The 18,242-nt window shown below is 64.8% G+C and carries 18 protein-coding genes; 5 read left to right on the top strand and 13 right to left on the bottom strand.

Features of this window, described 5'->3' with window-relative positions:
- Positions 1-101 precede the first annotated feature (101 nt).
- Positions 102-794 carry a thioredoxin domain-containing protein gene (locus tag U8326_RS08200; RefSeq protein WP_324743491.1) on the bottom strand — a complete coding sequence of 231 codons (693 nt, stop codon included), beginning with the start codon at positions 792-794 and terminating at the stop codon, positions 102-104.
- The gene (locus U8326_RS08195) at positions 791-1,357 is read right to left on the bottom strand and encodes a DUF721 domain-containing protein (protein WP_416385524.1); all 567 of its coding nucleotides are present in this window, start codon (positions 1,355-1,357) and stop codon (positions 791-793) included. Before U8326_RS08195 ends, U8326_RS08200 begins: the two co-directional genes overlap by 4 nt.
- Positions 1,358-1,371: 14 nt before the next feature.
- Here U8326_RS08195 and U8326_RS08190 point away from each other — a divergent pair, with 14 nt between their 5' ends.
- From U8326_RS08190 to U8326_RS08175, 4 genes are read left to right on the top strand one after another with little or no spacing between them, the layout of a single operon-like run.
- Positions 1,372-2,418, top strand: a complete 1,047-nt coding sequence (locus U8326_RS08190) for an A/G-specific adenine glycosylase (protein ID WP_324743490.1) — start codon at positions 1,372-1,374, stop codon at positions 2,416-2,418.
- On the top strand, positions 2,418-3,737 hold the full coding sequence (locus U8326_RS08185) for a serine hydrolase domain-containing protein (RefSeq protein WP_324743489.1): 1,320 nt from the start codon (positions 2,418-2,420) through the stop codon (positions 3,735-3,737). Before U8326_RS08190 ends, U8326_RS08185 begins: the two co-directional genes overlap by 1 nt.
- Complete coding sequence (gene nudC, locus U8326_RS08180; protein ID WP_324743488.1) at positions 3,734-4,609, top strand: NAD(+) diphosphatase; 876 nt, start codon at positions 3,734-3,736, stop codon at positions 4,607-4,609. Before U8326_RS08185 ends, nudC begins: the two co-directional genes overlap by 4 nt.
- Positions 4,606-5,295, top strand: coding sequence for a DsbA family oxidoreductase (locus U8326_RS08175; protein ID WP_324743487.1), 690 nt, complete (start codon positions 4,606-4,608; stop codon positions 5,293-5,295). The genes nudC and U8326_RS08175 overlap by 4 nt, the downstream gene beginning before the upstream one ends.
- A gap of 458 nt (positions 5,296-5,753) precedes the next feature.
- Here the strand turns inward: U8326_RS08175 and U8326_RS08170 are convergent, their stop codons facing one another.
- The 4 genes from U8326_RS08170 to mgtE all read right to left on the bottom strand — a co-directional run bounded on the left by U8326_RS08170 (position 5,754) and on the right by mgtE (position 11,359).
- Positions 5,754-7,895, bottom strand: coding sequence for a TonB-dependent siderophore receptor (locus tag U8326_RS08170; RefSeq protein ID WP_324743486.1), 2,142 nt, complete (start codon positions 7,893-7,895; stop codon positions 5,754-5,756).
- 296 nt (positions 7,896-8,191) lie between these two features.
- The gene (locus U8326_RS08165; RefSeq protein WP_324743485.1) at positions 8,192-9,352 is read right to left on the bottom strand and encodes a metallophosphoesterase; all 1,161 of its coding nucleotides are present in this window, start codon (positions 9,350-9,352) and stop codon (positions 8,192-8,194) included.
- A 135-nt stretch (positions 9,353-9,487) separates the two neighbouring features.
- Positions 9,488-9,880, bottom strand: coding sequence for a DUF1489 domain-containing protein (locus U8326_RS08160; RefSeq protein ID WP_324743484.1), 393 nt, complete (start codon positions 9,878-9,880; stop codon positions 9,488-9,490).
- Between the two features lie 42 nt (positions 9,881-9,922).
- Positions 9,923-11,359 carry a magnesium transporter gene (gene mgtE / locus U8326_RS08155; protein ID WP_324743483.1) on the bottom strand — a complete coding sequence of 479 codons (1,437 nt, stop codon included), beginning with the start codon at positions 11,357-11,359 and terminating at the stop codon, positions 9,923-9,925.
- 113 nt (positions 11,360-11,472) lie between these two features.
- On the opposite strand from mgtE, the gene U8326_RS08150 reads away from it, so the two are divergent.
- Entirely contained in the window at positions 11,473-11,922 is a 450-nt protein-coding gene (locus tag U8326_RS08150; protein ID WP_324743481.1) for a peptidylprolyl isomerase, read from the top strand.
- A gap of 76 nt (positions 11,923-11,998) precedes the next feature.
- Here U8326_RS08150 and U8326_RS08145 read toward each other — a convergent pair whose 3' ends face one another.
- The 7 genes from U8326_RS08145 to U8326_RS08115 all read right to left on the bottom strand — a co-directional run bounded on the left by U8326_RS08145 (position 11,999) and on the right by U8326_RS08115 (position 18,169).
- Entirely contained in the window at positions 11,999-12,883 is an 885-nt protein-coding gene (locus tag U8326_RS08145; RefSeq protein ID WP_324743480.1) for a LysR substrate-binding domain-containing protein, read from the bottom strand.
- A gap of 134 nt (positions 12,884-13,017) precedes the next feature.
- The gene (locus U8326_RS08140; RefSeq protein WP_324743479.1) at positions 13,018-13,950 is read right to left on the bottom strand and encodes a hemolysin family protein; all 933 of its coding nucleotides are present in this window, start codon (positions 13,948-13,950) and stop codon (positions 13,018-13,020) included.
- A 6-nt stretch (positions 13,951-13,956) separates the two neighbouring features.
- Positions 13,957-14,466 (bottom strand): rRNA maturation RNase YbeY, encoded by a 510-nt coding sequence (gene ybeY / locus U8326_RS08135; protein WP_324743478.1) that lies wholly within the window; start codon positions 14,464-14,466, stop codon positions 13,957-13,959.
- A 23-nt stretch (positions 14,467-14,489) separates the two neighbouring features.
- Positions 14,490-15,521, bottom strand: a complete 1,032-nt coding sequence (locus U8326_RS08130) for a PhoH family protein (RefSeq protein ID WP_324743477.1) — start codon at positions 15,519-15,521, stop codon at positions 14,490-14,492.
- Positions 15,522-15,607: 86 nt separating this feature from the next.
- A complete protein-coding gene (gene miaB / locus U8326_RS08125; protein ID WP_324743476.1) occupies positions 15,608-16,942 on the bottom strand; it encodes a tRNA (N6-isopentenyl adenosine(37)-C2)-methylthiotransferase MiaB in 1,335 nt (444 codons plus the stop codon).
- A gap of 46 nt (positions 16,943-16,988) precedes the next feature.
- Positions 16,989-17,738: a lysophospholipid acyltransferase family protein gene (locus tag U8326_RS08120; RefSeq protein ID WP_324743475.1), complete on the bottom strand. Its 750-nt coding sequence runs from the start codon at positions 17,736-17,738 to the stop codon at positions 16,989-16,991.
- Between the two features lie 8 nt (positions 17,739-17,746).
- Positions 17,747-18,169 (bottom strand): Fur family transcriptional regulator, encoded by a 423-nt coding sequence (locus tag U8326_RS08115; protein WP_324743474.1) that lies wholly within the window; start codon positions 18,167-18,169, stop codon positions 17,747-17,749.
- Positions 18,170-18,242: the final 73 nt, after the last annotated feature.

Below are 18,242 nucleotides of genomic sequence, written 5' to 3'. Positions count from 1 at the left end.
ATGACATCCCCGGAATTTCGATTGGAAGGCTAGCCGATGCGTTTCCTTGCGCAAAGCTGCGCGCCTTGCATGGCGGGCCTTATTCCACAGCTAAACCACGCTTAGAAATGGGCATCGATCTGCGGCTTCAGCACATCCCAGCTATGGGTCCCGGCCAGCAGGGTTCCGTTCAGCGCGAAGCTGGGCGTGCCCTCCACGCCGAATTCCCGCGCGCTGGTTTCGCTCTGCTCGGCGAGCTGCCGCGCAAAATTCTCGTCGGCCAGGCACTTGTCGACCGCAAGCTGGTCGTAGCCGCGCCGGGCCATCAGATCGTAGAAGCCGAGATCCTTGGCGATGGCGCGGCGGCGGGCCGCATAATTGCTGGCCACCCAGCGGTTGCGCTGCGCTTCGCTGAGATTGGACATCTTCTTCAGCCATGTGCCCTGGTTGCGGAGCAAGGTCGAATGATTGAGGAAGAACTTCTCCTTCGGGCCGCATTCCGCGAGCATGACGGCGGTCAGGTCGACCGGGTCGCGGATGATGTGGCGGACCTCCACCGACACCTTGCCCTGGGCGATGTAGCCCACCCGCAGCGGATCGGCGGCTTCCGTCTCGAAATGGGCGCAATGCGGGCAGGTATAGCTTACGAATTCCATGAGCTTGACCTTGGCGGCGGGGTTGCCCAGCCGATGGCCGCCGCCTTCCGTCTGCGCCACCGTGATGTTCCAGTTGGGAGCGGCGCCCGCGCTGACGAAAGCGATGCCGAGCAGGGCGACGGCAAGCCGGGTGCTGCGGGCGAGACGGGCAATCTTCATTTATCCTCCTTGCCGCCCAGGCTGCGGGCGAGGGATTCAAGCACGGTGCGCAATTCGGGATCGCCGATGTCGCGCAATGATTCCCCCAGTTCCAGGGGAATCGGCTTGAGCGACGGCGGCGCGCCGGCGCGGCTTTCACCACCGGCCTGCTTAACCGCGCCTTGCCGTATCTTCACCTTGGCGACCGCGCGATAGCCGAAGAAGCGATTCACCCGTTCCATGATTTCCGGAAACAGATGCTGGATCAGCGGGGCATGAGCCGGAACCACCACCAGCTGCAGGATGCCGTCGCTCTTTTCCCCCGGCGGAAACCTGATCGATTCCGGCAGGCACACCTTCGCATGGGTTTCGCCGACGATTTCAGGCCACCGGCTGACGACGCTCGATTGCACGAAGCCGAACCGGCGGAAAGCCGTGCGTCCGACCTGGGGCATCAGATCCCCAATGGCGCGAGGGCCGCCGCCACGGGGGCGCTCATAGGCGCGCGCCGCGCCCTTGCGGGTCTTGGCGCCCGCTTTTTGCGGCCGATCTGTCGGGTCCCGTTCCATTCCGCTTTCCGCCATGCCATAGCGGGCGCGTGGACGCCAGCGAGGACGAGATCGCGAGCAGCTTGCTCGGGTGGTACGGGAACCACGCGCGGGTTCTGCCGTGGCGCAGCCCGCCCGGCCAGGAGCCGCCGGAGCCTTATCGCGTGTGGCTGTCGGAAGTGATGCTGCAGCAGACCACGGTTGCGGCGGTGATCCCTTATTTCGAGCGCTTCACGGCGCGCTGGCCCGATGTCGAGGCGCTGGCCGCCGCCCCGGAAGAGGAGATCATGGCCGCCTGGGCGGGGCTGGGATATTATGCGCGCGCCCGGAACATGGTCGCTTGCGCCAAAGCGGTGGCCGAACTGGGCGAGTTCCCCCGGACGGAAGAGGAACTGCGCGAGCTGCCGGGGCTGGGCGCTTATACCGCCGCCGCGGTCGCCGCCATTGCCTTCGGTAGAAGGGCGGTGGTGGTCGATGCCAATGTGGAGCGGGTGGTCGCCCGCCTCTTCGCCATCGATGAGCCTCTGCCGGGCGCGCGCAAGGCGATCCGCGCCCGAACGGAAGAGATTACGCCGCGCCAGCGAGCGGGGGACTTCGCGCAGGCCATGATGGATCTGGGGGCGACCATCTGCACGCCGAGGGAACCGCACTGCCTGATCTGCCCGCTTTCGATGCAATGCGTAGCGCGTCTCGCAGGCGATCCGGCACGCTATCCGGTCAAGCTGCCCAAGAAGGCCCGGCCGGAACGGCGCGGGCGGGCTTTCTGGATCGAGCGGGACGGCGCGGTCTGGCTGGTCCGGCGGGCGGGGGAAGGCATGCTCGGCGGAATGCGCGCCTTGCCCGACGATGGCTGGTCCGCCCGCGCCGATGGATCGGGCGGCTCCCCGCTGGAAGGGCAGTGGGAGACGGGCGGCGTCGTTCAGCATGGCTTCACCCATTTCGGGCTGAGAATGGAGCTTGCGCTCTACAGAGGCCGGGACTGGGCTGCGCTTGGCCGGAGTGCGGGGGAATGGTGGCCGCTTGGCCGGCTTGACGAGGCGGGCCTTCCCACGCTCTTCGCGAAGGCGGCCCGTCTGGCTCTGGCCACGAGGGATTGATGATGCCGCAGCAAGCTGGCCCGGAACTGCTCCTTTCACGCCGCACCATTCTGGCGGGCTTCGGCGCCAGCCTCGCCGCAATGCCTTTCTTCCCCGCATGGGGCCAGACCCAGGCCCGCGCCGCCCCATGGCAAGGCGTCGGCCGCATGGTTTCGGACTATGTGACGTCGGGCAGGCTGGCGGGGGCCGTGGCGGCCATGGGGTTCGCCCAGGACGAGGCCGAAATCCTGGCCAGGGGCGCCCGGACGCTGGGCAAGCCGGGCGCGGTGGGGGCGGACAGCCTGTTCCGCATCTATTCGATGACCAAGCCGATAACCGGCATGGCGGCGATGATCCTGATCGACGAGGGCAAGCTGGGGCTGGATCAGCCGGTCGCGGAGATCCTGCCCAAATTCGCCCGGATGAAGGTCCAGCGCCTGCCCGACGGGCCGATCGACGATCTGGTCCCGGCCGCGCGGCCGATCACCATCCGCCACCTCCTGACCCATACCGCGGGGCTTGGCTATTCCATCATCCAGAAGGGGCCGCTCAAGGCTGCCTATGTCAAGGCGGGGCTGGTCCCGGGGGAGATCAGCCGCCTGCCGATCGCGCAGGTGTTCGGCGCCGGGCCGACCGCGCCGAGCCTGACGGCGTTCGCCGACCGCCTCGCCGAAATGCCGCTGGTCTATCAGCCCGGCACGAAGTGGAGCTATTCGACCTCGCTGGACCTGATGGGGCGGGTGATCGAGGTCGTCTCCGGCAAGAGCTTCGACCGCTTCCTGCGGGAACGGCTGTTCGATCCGCTGGGCATGACCAGCACCTTCTTCCGGGTGCCCGCAAGCGAAGCGGGCAGGCTGACCACCAATTACGGCATCATGCAGGGCCTTCTGATCCCGCTCGACCCCGCCACGGCATCGGTTTTCCTCGATGAGCCGCCCTTTCCCTTCGGCGGTTCGGGCCTGATCAGCAGCCCGCGCGATTACGACCGCTTCCTGCGGATGCTGCTCGGCTTCGGCAAGCTGGACGGCAAGCGCGTGATGAGCGAGGCGGCGGTGCGTCTCGGCACCTCGAACCTGCTGCCGCCGGGCGTCGGCACGGCTGGCACGCTGGCCAATGGCGGCGGCTTCGGCGCGGGCGGCCGTTCCGGGCTGGGCGAGGAGGAAGGAACCTTCGGCTGGGGCGGGGCCGCCGGCACAATCGCCTTCGCCGATCTCAAACGTGGTTGGCGCGGCGGCCTCTATACGCAATATATGCCGGTGGAAGCCTATCCCCTGCAACGCGATTTTCCTAAGGTGGCCATGAACGACGCAATCCTGATGATCGGAGTCGAGCGGCCATGAGCTATCCCACAATCAGCTTTTCCGGAGGCTCGATCGACCGCGCGGACTATATTCGCACCGATCCGGCGAAGCTGGAGGAGTTGAAGGACTGGCGCGCGCGGCTGGTCAAGCTCGACGGGCTTGACCCTGTCCTGACCCCGCAGAACGAGCTGGAATGGGGCAGCCTGGCCGATTGCCCGCCGGGTGCCGATCTGGTCTTTCTCGGCCTGCGCGACGGGCGGGCCTGCTTCGCCGCGGTGCCGGAGGCGGGCGACGCGGGCGCCCTGCAGATGGGCAGCCGCGCCCGCGCGGCCATGGGCATCCTGGGCCACGACGATCTCGGCATCTACGGAATGGCGCGCAGCCTGGTGGACTGGCACGCGCGCCACCGCTTCTGCGCGCAATGCGGCGCCCCGACCCAGCTCGCCAAGGGCGGCTGGCAGCGCGATTGCGGCGCCTGCAAGGCGCAGCACTTCCCCCGGGTCGATCCCGTCACCATCATGCTGGTGGAGCATGGCGGCAATCTGCTGCTCGGCAGGCAGCCGCGCTTCCCGGCCGGTTTCTATTCCGCGCTGGCGGGCTTCGTGGAGCCGGGCGAGACGATAGAGGGGGCGGTCGCGCGCGAAGTGCTGGAGGAAGCGGGCGTGACGGTGCGCGACGTTTCCTATGTCGCCAGCCAGCCCTGGCCGTTTCCGTCCCAGCTGATGGTGGGCTGCCATGCCTTCGCCAATGAGACGGAACTGACCGTCGACCGGACCGAGCTGGAGGACGCCCGCTGGTTCAGCCGCGCCGAGGTGGTGGACGCGCTGACCGGCGCGCAAGGAGCGGCGTTCACCCCGCCGCCGCCGCAGGCGATCGCCCATCAGCTGCTGAAATGGTGGCTGCAGCGGTGACGTCCCGGGTCGTCATCGACATCTGGTCGGATGTCATGTGCCCATGGTGCGTGATCGGCTACAAGCATCTCGAGCAGGCGCTGGCGGAGCTGGATGGCGAGATCGTCGCGACCCTGCGCTGGCAGCCCTTCGAGCTTAATCCGGACATGCCGCCGCAAGGCGAGCCGCGCGACGCGCATATCGCGCGCAAATATGGCCGCAGCCCGGAACAATTCGCGGAAATCTCCAACAGGATATCCACGCTGGCGGCGCAGGCCGGCTTCGACATGGGTTGGCAGGGGGAAGGCCATCCGCCGCCGGCGATGATGTGGAACACGCGCCGCGCGCATATCCTGCTGCGCTGGGCGCTGGAAACCCACGGGCCGGACGCGCAGACGCGGCTCAAGCTCGCGCTGTTCCGCGCGCATTTCCAGCAGCGGCGCAATGTGTCCGATCCGGTGGTGCTGCTCGACATCGCGGCCGAAGCCGGGTTTGATCGCGGCGGTGTGGAAGCGGCGCTGGCGGATGACGGCCTCGACGGCAAGGTTGCCTGGGAGGAGGATCGCGCCTTCCAGATGAACATCACCGGCGTTCCGGCGATGGTGGTGAACGGGCGGATGCTGATCCCCGGCGCGCAGGACCCGGCGACCTATGCGGCCATCCTGCGGCAGGCTGTCGAGCGTGCGGGCGACGGCGCTTCCGCCTGAAAAGGGCGGGAGAAGGAATGGGCTAACTCGGTCCTCGTTTGCACGGGGGTGACGAAAAGGGGACTTGAACAGCGGGCCGGGCTTCTCGCCGGAGCCTTTCCTACATCGCGTAAATCTGCCTTATCCTGCCGGATGACGCGCAGGGCATCCCGCATCCTTACTTGTCGCTCCATTCGTCATGGATGGCGATCTGGACGGGCCGTGAGGCTGCTCCGCGAAAGGTCACACCGGATGAGCGCCGGTTCTGGCGTGCGAAGGGCTGTTCATAGCGGGGATGCGGGGCGCAGTGGGCCGAAATGCAAATGCACATTTCGGGCGTTCTGCGTCAACCGGCTGGCCCTGCGCCCATGACGAGGAGAACGGGGGTAACGAAAAAAGGGCGGGGGCGCTCCGGCCTCCCCTATCCGGCGCAGGTGCCCGGCAATTCAGCGCCGGGCACCTCGCCTGTCAGGGGCCGGTCAGAAACGATAGTTCGCGCTGATGCTGAAGTTGCGCGGGGCGCCGTAGCGATATTGGCTGTAGAAGCCCATCTGGCTGTAGAACTTCTTGTTGAACAGGTTTTCGACATTGGCCTGCAACTGGAGGTTCTCGTTCACCGCAAGGCGAGTCATCAGGCTGACCAGCGCATAACCGTCCTGCTGGAAGCGGAAAGGCGCGGCCGTGACCGGATTGGTTCCTTCCGAATAAGCCTTGCTGCGGTAATTCACGCCGCCGCCGAAGGTCAGCCCGCCGAGAATATCCGCGACGGTGTAGGTGGTGAACAGCTTCAGCAGCTTGCGCGGCTGATCGGTATTCGCGGGAGTGCCGTTCTCGTCATCCGCCTTGAACTGGCTGTAGCTGGCGTTGATGTTCCAGCCGGGAAGCACCTCGCCGGTAAGCTCCAGCTCGAAGCCCTTGCTGGTCACGCCTTCGGCCGCGATATAGGTCTGCTGCGGCAGACCGCCGCCGGGCGGGATGACCATGATGTCGGGCTGGCCGACATTGTCCTGTTCGATGCGGAACAGCGCGATCGAGGTCTGCAGCGCATTGTCGAAGAAGCTGCTCTTCAGGCCGATCTCATAGGCTTTGCCGTTGAGCGGATCGAGCAGGTCCAGGTTCCGGTCGCGCAGGTTCTGCGGCTGGAAAATCTTGGTGTAGCTCGCATAGAGTTGATGGTTGGACGTGATGTCGAACAGCGCGCCGACATAGGGGATGAACACATCGTCATCGCCATATTCGCTTGGCCCGCTCCAGGCGAAGCCCTTCTGCTTCCAGCTTGCCAGGCGGCCGCCCAGGATGAGCTTGAGCGGGTCGGCGACGTCGAGGCGGACCGCGCCGTAATAGCCCGTCTGCTCGATCCGTTCCTCCTCGTTGCGGATCGGCGTGGTGCCCCACACCGGCTCGGCGAAGGTCGCGCCCTCCAGGCCGACGAATGGAACGTCGCTCGGCCATGGGAACGGCGCCTCGAAATTGTCCGTATGCCGCTTGAGCACACTATGCAGTGCGCCGAGTACGACCTCATGATCGCGGCCGAACAGGGTTACGGCGCCCTTCAACTGTCCGTCGAAGCTGTTCTGGACGCTCTGGCCAGCGGATTTATAGGGATTGCTGAAGGCAATCGTGCCGGCCGCCTTGTCAACCTCGCCATAGAGATAGAGCAACTGGGTCCGGGACGTGTTCTTCAGCCGGTTGTAGTTGACGGTGATGCTCCATTTGTCGCCCAGTTCCTGCCGGACGGTCGCGAAGATATTCTGGTTGGTCGTGTTCCAGTATGTCCAGTCGGCCGCCACGCTCTGCGAACGGGCGAAATCGGTTGCGCTGCCATCGGTATAGAAAGTGGGCAGCGCGCCCCACAGCGCGCCCTTGGGCTTGCCTTCCTGATGGCTGATACCGGCGCGGACCAGCGTCGTGTCGGTCAGATCGGCGTCGACCACGCCGTAGAGCACGAACTTCTTGTTGTCGTAGAGGTCGATATAGCTTTCGCCCTCTTCATACCGGCCCACCCCGCGCACGCGGATGCGGCCGTCCGCGGTGAGCGCGCCACCCACGTCGGCCGAGACGCGCCATGTGTCCCAGCTTCCGTAGCTGGCGTTGACATAGCCGGTCCAGTCGGTGCTGTCGGCATGCTTGCGGACCAGGTTGACCGAAGCGGACGGATCGCCCGCGCCGCTCAGCAGGCCGGTCGCGCCGCGCACGATCTCGACGCGCTCGAAGACCGACACGTCGATATTGGTCTCGCCATTGGAGCCGGCCAGCGTCCAGGCCGCCGGCACGCCATCGATCTGCGTGTTCCTGATCTCGAAACCGCGCGCGTAGAACGAGTTGCGCACATCGTCGACTTCGTTGACCGCCACGCCCACGCTGTTCACCAGCACGTCCGCGACGCTGACCAGATTCTGGTCGAGGATGCGCTGGGCGGTCATGATGCTGACGGATTGGGGCGTTTCCCGGACGGTAAGGCCGAGCCCGGTCGCCGTGTCGATCTTGTCGGGCAGTGTGTAGATACCGGTAACGACGATGTCGTCCCCGGGATCTGCTCGGTTTTCACTCGTCTGGGCCGCGGCCGGTACAGCGAGCACGGCGAGCGAGCCACCGATCAAGAGTGAGAATTTTGATATCATTTGAGCAACCCTCAATTGCTGATCCTGATCCTCCCGCCCTGGATTCGGCCAACCCTTTTGGATCTCGACTCAAACACAAAGCGAGCCGCAATTAATGCAATTGATAATAACTTGCAATTTACTTTGATGCAAATGAGTGGCGGCATTCGCCACAACGCCTCTCACTTGAGGGGAAGAGGGCCGGTTGCGGGGAAGGGAGGCAGTAGGGCGCAAACCCGGAAAGCCTCACCCGTGGGGGCGAGGCTGGGTGGGGCCGGGTGGGGCGGCAGGTCAGTGAGGGCGGAAAAGCCGGGTGGCTATTTCAGCAGCTGTGGCGGGAAATCCAGCACGAAATCGGAATAGCGGGCGGGGGCGCCGAACGTCTTTTCTCCATTCCGGCCCGCATAGCGGTCCAGCAGCGTAGAATAGGTATAGAAGTGAATCTTGCGGCTGTCGGTATCGAACTCGATGAAGCGCAGCCAGCCCGCGCCGCCATTGTCGGAACCCGGCTTGCCATCCGGGCCGATGGTGTTGCCCTGATAGTCCTGCAGCACCTGATAGACCGGATAACCGGCATCGTTGCGGTCGATCCGCAGATTTTCGCCCTGCGAGACGCCATCCACGGTGGGCGTCCAGTTATGGCCGCACAGAACCAGGAAGATCGCCGGATTCTTGCGGATGAAGCGGTCCCATATCTCATCGGGGGGCAGATGATCGCTGCCCTCGAAATAGAACTGGTAGCCATTGGATCGCTTTGTCTCGCCGGGAAGGACGGGGTGCAGCCATTCATGCGTGGTGACGATGACCGGCAGGCCGGGATTGGCGTCGATCGCCTCCTGCGCCCAGGCGAGGGCGGCCGGGGTCGGCTGCATCTCCAGCGACAGGTGCAGGAAGCGTTTGCCGCCGCCGGTGAAGAGCTGATAGCTGTTCAGCCCCTGATTGAACGATCCGCCATACCAGGGCTTGCCCGCGAAATGGCGCGACTGCGGACCGAAATAAAGGTCCCACGTCCGCCCGCCGGAAAGTGGGCGGGCGGCGCCGGGGCTGTCCGGCCCGTCCCACCAGCTGTAATTGTCATAGTCGTGATTGCCGGGCGACATCCCGAAGGGGATCGGCGAGCGGCTGAGGATCGACACGGCGCGATTGGCATTGTCCCATTCGGCGCGGGTATCCCAATAGCGGAACTGGCCTTCGGCGGCGCCCTCGATTTTCTGGCGGAACTGCCCGTCGCCATGCTGGACGATGTCGCCGACGAAGGCGGCGAACACCAGATTCTTTTCTTCGCGCTTGTCCACCAGATATTGCATCTGCTGCGCGAAGGTATCGGCCCCGCGCGGCTGCGGAAGGGCGGCATCGGCATAATTCTGCGTATCCGGCACCACCGCCACGGTAAATCTCTCGGCCCATGCGGGAGCGGCGACGGTCAGCAGCGCCGCGCAAAAGGCTAAGGCGAAATGGCGAAGGCTAAACGCTTTCATATGACCCTCGTTCGGTCGGGAAAGCCTTTCCTTGCCTCGGGTCTGTTGCCCGATTGTGACGGCCGCCGGGCGCCTTGCCACGGACCTGTGCCGCAATGCAGGCGGTCGTTTCCGACCCTTGCGGGCAACAGCAGGTCAGGCCAGACCCAGCTTCGCCAGCTCGCTCACCAGCCTGGCGGGCAGAGGCTCCCCGGCCAGCGAACCTTCCGCAAGATCGGGCGGGGCGTCCTTTTCGTCCAGATAGCGCCAGCCCTGATGGGCGCGCCGGGCGCGCGGCTCCACCCTGACGAGGACGGGTTCGAGCGCGATGGTCCAGCGCCCGTCGTCCCGTTGCGAGAATCGCCTGATCGGGCTGCGGCCGACCAGCACATGCTCGTGAATCCAGTAGAGCGAGCCGCCCACCATCTCCTCATGCCGCTTGGGCAGGTAGCGCGTGGTCAGTTGCGGTTCGTCGCGGCTTTCCAGCCAGTCGCGCAGGCTCTCCACGCTGGCGGCCCCGAAGGCGATCTTGGTCATGTGGAGCGGCATGGGAATGAGATAGGGCCTGCGCCGCGCAGGGCAAGGGCGCCGTCAAACCAGCCCGCTCGCCACCGCCAGGCTGAGGAAGGCGAAGAAGCCCATGGAATTGGTAATCATGGTGACGAACACCGTGCTGGCGACGGCCGGGTCCTGCTTGAGCCGGTCGAACAGCACCGGCACGATCACCCCCGCCATTCCCGCCGTGATGATATTGATGATGACCGCGAGCGCGATCACCGCGCCGAGCAAAGGGGAGAAGATCACGGCGGTGGCAAGGCCGATCAGCGCCGCGACCGTGCTGCCGTTCAGCATCGCAACCCGCAGTTCGCGCCACAATATGCGCCGCGTGTTGGTGCGGGTGAGCTGGTTCATGGCAATGGCGCGCACCGCCACCGCCATGGTCTGCGTGCCCGCGTTGCCGCCGACCGAGGCGACGATGGGCATGAGAATGGCGAGGGCCACCAGCTTTTCGATGGCCGCGCCGAAAGTGGCGATAATCAGGGACGCGATCATGGCCGTGCCGAGATTGGCGATCAGCCAGCGGACCCGGGCGGCATAGGCGTCGCGCAGCGGCTCGTTGATGTCGCCTTCGCCCGCGCCGGAAAGCAGCAGCACGTCTTCCGATGCTTCTTCCTGGATGATGTGGACGATGTCGTCGACCGTGAGCTGGCCGACCAGCCGCCCGCCTTCATCGACCACGGCCGCGGAGATCAGCGCATATTTCTGGAAGCGCAGCGCCACTTCCTCCTGATCCATCGTCACCGGGATCAGGGTCTGGTCGCGCTTCATCACATCGGCCAGGGCAACATGGCGCGGGGTGCGCAGAATCCACGACAGCTGGCAGGTGCCGACCGGGCGATGCTGCGGATCGACCACGAACACTTCCCAGAATTCCGTCGTCAGATTGCCGTTCTCGCGCAGGTAGTCGATCAGGTCGCCCACGGTCATATGCTCGGGCACCGCGACGAGGTCGCGCTGCATCAGGCGGCCGGCGGTTTCCTCCGGATAGGCCAGCGCGCTTTCGATCGCGGCGCGGTCTTCCGGGTCGAGTTCGGCAAGGACGGCGGCCTGATCTTCCTTGTCGAGATCCTCGATCAGCTGGACGGCGTCATCGGTTTCGAGCTGTTCCGCGATCTCGGCGACGGCCTGCGGCGGCAGCGCCTCCATCATGTCGTCGCGGACGTAGTCGTTCAGCTCGGCGATCACGTCGCCGGTCATCAGATCGGTGATGGCGGCGGCGAGGTGGAGGCGTTCCTGAGGTTCCAGCAGCTCGAACAGGTCGGCGATGTCGGCCGGATGGAGCGGCTCGACCAGATCGTAGACCAGCCCGCTCTCGCCTTCTTCCAGCGCGCGGCGGATGCTGCTGACATATCCGGACTTGAGCCGGTCTTCCTCGTCCATGCGATCGGCGCGCGTGCTTTCTCCCGCTATCGCGCGGTCGGCGGCCGACTCGGCCAGCAGCGTTTCGTCATGTTCCTCGCTCGCCATCGCGCGTGGTGTATAATTGTGCGGCGCAAAAGCAACCGGCGAGAGCCGTGGCGCGTGACTTTATTCCTCGCATCCCTATAGCAGCGGCAACACATCAAGGAGTTTGCATTATCATGGCTGACGAAAAGCTGACACTTTCCCTGGAATCCGGCGATGTCGTAATCAAGCTGCGCCCCGATCTGGCGCCCGGCCATGTCGAGCGGATCGCCGAGCTGGTGCGGGAAGGCTTTTATGACGGCGTCGTGTTCCACCGCGTGATTCCCGGCTTCATGGCGCAGGGCGGCTGCCCCAACGGCACCGGCACGGGCGGCTCCGACAAGCCGGACCTGCAGGCGGAATTCAATGACGAGCCGCATGTGCGCGGCGTGTGCTCCATGGCGCGCACATCCTATCCGCACAGCGCGAACAGCCAGTTCTTCATCTGCTTCGACGATGCCCGCTTCCTCGACAAGCAATATACCGTGTGGGGCGAGGTGGAATCCGGCATGGAGCATATCGACGCGCTTCCCAAGGGCGAGCCGCCGGCCAATCCGGGCAAGATCGTCAAGGCGACCGTCAACTGAAGGCGGGCAGGCACCCGTGAATTGATTCCGGGCGGATCGGAGTCCGCCTGGCGCCCTCGCCGCCGATGGCAGGGCCTCAGAGACGGGCCTGGGACAGCCAGTCGTGAAACAGCCGGACCGGGCGCGTTTCCAGCGCCTTGGGCCGGCAGACGAACCAGTAGCTGTAGGGGCTTTCGACCGAGACATTGTAAAGCTGGGTGATCCGCTTGTCGGCCGCGCGGCGGAAATGGTCGTCATGCATGATGGCGATGCCCAGGCCCTGTGCCGCGGCTTCGAGGATCAGCTGGCCCGAATCGTAATGGTCGATCGCGGCCGGTTCCAGATTCGAGATGCCCAGCGCCTCCTTCCATGCGCCGAAACTGTCCGGCAGCTCGTTGTGGATCAGGAAGGTCTGCTTCGCGAGCTTCTCGACATCGGGCACATTGCCAAGCTCCGCCGCCAGTTCCGGCGAACAGATCGCATGGACCAGATTATGGTCCAGCTGCACCGAGTGGAAGGATTCGTCCGGGGTGCGGGTCAGGATGATCGCGCAATCCAGCGTATCGCCCACCCGATTTTCCAGATGCGGGCCGGTGTCGATATCCAGATGCAGGCGCGGATGCAGCTTGCGCAGCTCGGGCAGGCGGGGGAACAGCCGCTGGCTTCCGAACAGCGGCAGGACGCCGAGGTGGAGCCGCAGGAGCGAATGGTTTTCGGACTGCCCTTCCACCGCCAGCGCCAGCGCTTCCAGATGCGGGGCCACCGCGTCGTAGAACACCCGGCCGTCGTCCGTCAGCTTCATCGTCTGATGGGCGCGGGTGAACAGCTTCTTGCCGATGAAATCTTCCAGATTGGCCACACGGCGGGAAAGCGCGGACGGAGACAGGCCGAGTTCATCCGCCGCCGCACGCGCGGAACCGAGGCGCACGATACGCACGAAGGCTTCGAGTGCGCGGAGAGGAGGCAGGCGGCGGACAGGCATCGCGGTAAGTTACAGAGTGTCTGATCCCAGAAGGATGGCTGCTTTGCAGTTCCCCATAGGCATTCGGGCCGAAGGTGGACAAGATTAATGAGCTTACAATACCCTGTCACTGCCTCAATCGGACTTATCGACGCCTATCCGTCCTCTCCCTCGGGCCTGCCCGGGGCGGGCGGATGCAGCCGCAATCGCGTGACGTGGCGTTCATTCCCGCCGATGATTTCGATCCGCCAGCCGCTTTCATGGGTCAGCACCGTTCCGACCGGCGGCACCTGGCCTGCCAGCACGAAGGCCAGCCCGCCCAGCGTATCGACGGATTCCTCGACCTCGCCCAGCCGCTCGTCGATCCTTTCGGCGACATCTTCAAGCTCGGCCCGCGCGTCGGCTTCCCATATTCCGTCGCCGATCGGTATAATCAGTTCCTCGGGCGCGTCGTCATGCTCGTCCTCGATGTCGCCGACGATCTCCTCGACCAGATCCTCGATGGTGATGATCCCGTCGACCCCGGAATATTCATCCACCACTATGGCGAGATGGGTCCGGCGCGCGCGCATGTCGGCCAGCACGTCCACCGCGTTTCGAGCCTGCGGCACGTAAAGCGGCTGGCGCATCAGCGTGGTCCAGTCGGCGGGCGGCTGCTTGCCGGTCGCCAGATAGGGAAACACATCCTTGATGTGGATCATCCCGATCACTTCATCGAGCGTGTCGCGATAGACTGGCAGGCGCGAGTGGCCATGTTCGGCGAACAGCCCGACCAGCTCTTCCCATGACGCACAGGCCGGCGCGGCGATGATCTCGCTGCGGGGAATCGCCACGTCGTCGGCGTCATGCTCGCTGAAGTGGAGGAGATTGCGCAGCATCTGCAATTCGACCTTGGAAAGGTCGCCATTGCTGTTGCCGGCATCGTCGCCGCGATGCTCCTCCTCGTGCTCGTCGATCGCTTCTTCCAGCTGCTCTCGCAGGGATTGCTCATCGCTTTCCCCCTCGAAGAAGCGCCGGATCACGCGCCAGAGACCGCTGCTACTGTCCGCGTCTCCCGCGCTGGCTTCGCCATGTCTTTCGTCGGGCATCGCCCGTTACTCATCCCCCTGAGGTTGTGTATGGTCCCCATATGGGTCGGCGATGCCCAGTTGTGCAAGCGCCTTTATTTCGAGTTTTTCCATAATCCGCGCATCGTCCGCCGAGATTTCATGATCGTGGCCCGCCAGATGGAGCATCCCGTGGATCACCAGATGGGCGGCGTGATCGGCCAGCGGCACTCCCTTCTCGGATGCTTCGCGCGCGCATGTTTCCTGCGCCAGGGCGATGTCTCCCAGCAGAACGGGCGGGCCGGAGGCAGGCAATGCAAGCAGTTCTTCACGTTCGACCATGGGAAAGGACAGCACATTGGTGGGCCTGTCCTTTTTCCGCCATTCCCGGTTCAGTGCGTGGATTTCGCTGTCGCTGGTGAACAGGATGCTGGCGACCAGGCGCGGATTGGCAAGCTCCGGCGCAATGGCCGCGAGCGCCTCCGCCGAACGGCAGGCCAGCCCCTCCCAGTCCACCACGGCGGGCCAGGGGTCCTCAATGTCCGTTTCCAGTTCCATTGCCAGGGGTGCGGCTGAACGGTTCAGTTGTCCTTGCCTTCATAGGCTTCGACGATGCGGCCGACGATGGGATGGCGCACGACGTCCGCCGCGCTGAACCGGATCATGCCGATGCCCTGTATCCCTTCCAGGCGGTTGACCGCATCGGCAAGGCCGCTCTGCGAGACGCCACCCGGAATGTCGACCTGTTTCGGATCGCCGCAAATGACCATGCGGCTGTTCTGGCCGAAGCGGGTGAGGAACATCTTCATCTGCGCCGGGGTGGTGTTCTGGGCCTCGTCCAGGATCACGAAGGCATCGGCCAGGGTGCGGCCGCGCATGAAGGCGATCGGCGCGATCTCGATTTCGCCCGAGGCCAGGCGCCGTTCCACCTGCTCGGGCGGCATGCAGTCGTAAAGCGCGTCGTAGAGCGGACGGAGATAGGGATCGACCTTCTCCTTCATGTCGCCCGGCAGGAAGCCCAGCCGCTCCCCTGCTTCCACTGCCGGACGCGAGAGGATCAGCCGCTGCACGCTGCCGGTGATGAGTTGGCTGACAGCCTGGGCGACGGCAAGATAGGTCTTGCCCGTGCCTGCGGGGCCGAGCGCGAAGATGATCTCGTCCTTGGCGAGGGACCGCATATATTCGATCTGCGTGGCCGAGCGGGGCACAATGGTCTTGCGCCGGGTGCGGATCATGATGGGGGGGCTGCTTTCCTTGCCGGAAATGATCCCTTCGAGCGTAGGTTCGCTGGACATGGCGATCAGGGCTTCGATCGCGCCGGCGTCCAGCTCCTGCCCGGCCAGCAGGCGTTGGTGCATTCCCCGCAGAACCTCGCGCGCGCGCGCGACGCCATCTTCCGGCCCTTCGATCTGCACCCGGTTGCCGCGCGCGGAAATATAAATGCCGAGACGGTTTTCGATCTGGACGAGATTGGCATCGAATTCGCCGAACAGCGCCCCAAGCACCGTCTGTTCGTCGAATTCCACTTCAACCCGGGCGCGGCGCGATGCGTCGCGGCGATCCTCGGGATGGGCGAGCGCAGAATGATCTGCGCGGGAAGCTTTGCGGGCCATGCGCTCCTTTCGTGTGGTGAGTTGCAGGATAAGCGCGCCGTATTCAGGCGCAAGCGCTTCTGCGCCATGCGCCGGTGGAAAAAGCGTCAGGCCGCCGCTTGTGTGGCCAGGATGCCGCGCAGGGAATTGGGGCCTGCTTCGGCCAGGTCGACGGTAACCATATCGCCGATTTTGGCATCCCCTTCGAAATGCACCGATTGCAGCCAGGGCGACTTGCCCAGCCATTGCCCGGGATGCTTGCCCTTGCGCTCCACCAGCACGTCGCAGCGCAGGCCGACCGATTTCCGGTTGAAGGCATATTGGTCCCGGTTGATCGCGGCCTGGAGGCGCTGGAGCCGCTCATCCATTACCCCGGGTGCGATCTGGTGCTCCATCGTGGCTGCCGGAGTGCCGGGGCGGGGGCTGTATTTGAAGCTGAAGGCCTGCGCATAACCCACGGAATCGACGAGTTGCAGCGTGTCGGAAAAATCCTGCTCGGTTTCGCCGGGGAAGCCGACGATGAAATCGCCCGAGAGTGCGATGTCCGGCCTTGCCGCGCGGAAACGCTCCAGCAGCCGGAGGTAGCTTTCGGCCGTGTGGCTGCGGTTCATTGCCTTGAGGATGGGATTGCTGCCCGATTGCACCGGCAAGTGCAGATAGGGCATCAGCTTGCTCACTTCGCCATGCGCGGCGATCAATCCTTCGGTCACGTCATTGGGATGGCTGGTGGTGTAGCGTATGCGCTGCAGGTCCGGCAGCTTTGCCAGTTCGCGGACAAGGCCGTCGAATGCGATCGCCCGGCCCTTCGCATCTTCTCCGGTCCAGGCGTTCACATTCTGCCCCAGCAAGGTGATCTCGCGCGCGCCGGCTTCGGTCAGTCTCTCCGCCTCGGCCAGCAAATCGTCGAAAGGCCGGGAGATTTCCGCGCCACGGGTATAGGGCACCACGCAATAGGTGCAGAACTTGTCGCAGCCTTCCTGAACGGTGAGGAAAGCGGATGCGCCAGCCCTGCGGCGGGCGGGAAGGGCGGCGAACTTGGCGGCCGCGGGCATGTCGGTGTCGGTTGCGCGCTGCCCGGCCGCGGCCCGCTCCACCATTTCGGGCAGCCGATGATAGGCCTGCGGGCCGACCACCATGGAGACCGATGGCGCGCGGGCCATGATTTCCTCGCCTTCCGCCTGTGCGACGCAGCCCGCCACGGCGATGAGCGGGGTGGTGCCATCCTCGCGGCGCAGGCGGCCGATGTCCGAATAGACCTTGTCCGCCGCCTTTTCCCGGATGTGGCAGGTATTGAGGACCACCAGATCCGCGTCCGCCCCGTCGGCAGCCGGAGTCAGGCCCTGCTCGGCCAGCAGCTCGGACATGCGCTCGCCGTCATAGACGTTCATCTGGCAGCCGAAGCTCTTGACCCGATAGGTCCTGGGGGGCGAGGTGGAGCGCATGGGTCGCGCCCTTAGGTCAAAACGCTCGGTTTTTGAAGAGCGGACCTCATGCCTCCTGCAATCGGGCGACTATGGCGGTCCAGGCGACGGCCGCCATGGTCTTGCGATTGTGCAGCGCTTCTCCTGAAAGAGGTTCCAGGAACCATGCGGTGACATGGACGGGGCGCAGGCTGCCGACGATCCGCTTGAAATTGTCCAGGCCGGACTCCTCGCCCAGCCACGCAATCCGCCGCGCTTGCCTGTAGAGGAGCAGGACCGGCTGCACGGCGATGCCTTCGGGCAATGGCTCGATGGCGGAAAGCAGCGCCGATTTGAAGGGAAGCAGGCTTTCCCCATCGCCGGTCGTGCCTTCCGGAAACAGGGTGATCGCCCCGACATCATCCAGCGCGAAGCGGATCGCCTCGGCCTGCCCCGACACACTGCTGCGCCGGTGCCGGGCAACGAACACGGTGTCGTTCATTCGGCACAGCGATCGCAATATGGGGTTCGCCGCCAGCCCGTCATGCGCAACGAATGCGCTGCCGCTGGCGGTGGCGATCGCGGGGATGTCCAGCCAGCTTACATGGTTGGACAAATACAGGGCATTCCGCCTGGGCGTGCCTTTGATGGTCAGCCGCATGCCTGCGATGCGGCCGATACCTGAAAGGAACATGCGGGGCCAGAAGCGGCGCAGGCCGAGCAATCGCCAGAGATAATAGAACGGAAGGCAGAACAGCAGCAGGGCCAGCATCAGCATGACCCTGGCAATCAGCACGGACCAACCCGTCAGCCCGATGCGGGGAGACGGCGCTGACATGGCGTGGCTCAGCCTTCGCGGTCGATCTTGACGCCGTATAGTTCCATGCGATGATCGACCAGCCGGTATCCCAGCTTTTCGGCAATCTGCTTTTGCAGGGCTTCGAGTTCGGGATCGACGAATTCGACGACCTTGCCGGATTCGACATCGATCAGATGATCGTGATGCGCTTCCGGCGCGGCTTCATAACGGGCGCGGCCATCGCCGAAATCGTGCCGGTCAAGGATGCCGGCTTCTTCGAACAGGCGGACGGTTCGATAGACGGTGGCGATCGAGATGCCCGGGTCGATGCTGGATGCACGTTCGTGCAGCTTTTCGACATCGGGGTGGTCATCGCTCTCCGAAAGGACGCGGGCAATGACGCGTCGCTGCTCTGTGATCCGCAAGCCGCGATCATGGCACAATTGTTCGATGTCGATAGCGTGTGGCAAAGTTTGTCTCGTCGAATAAAAAAGCCCCACAGAGCTTAGCGCCGTGGGGCTTTTTTCACAAGTCGTCGGCTTG

It is taken from the genome of Tsuneonella sp. CC-YZS046 (assembly GCF_035581365.1).
Taxonomy (GTDB): domain Bacteria; phylum Pseudomonadota; class Alphaproteobacteria; order Sphingomonadales; family Sphingomonadaceae; genus JAWKXU01.
Note: the sequence above shows the minus strand (reverse complement) of the source record. Positions and strands in the feature narration are given on the sequence as shown.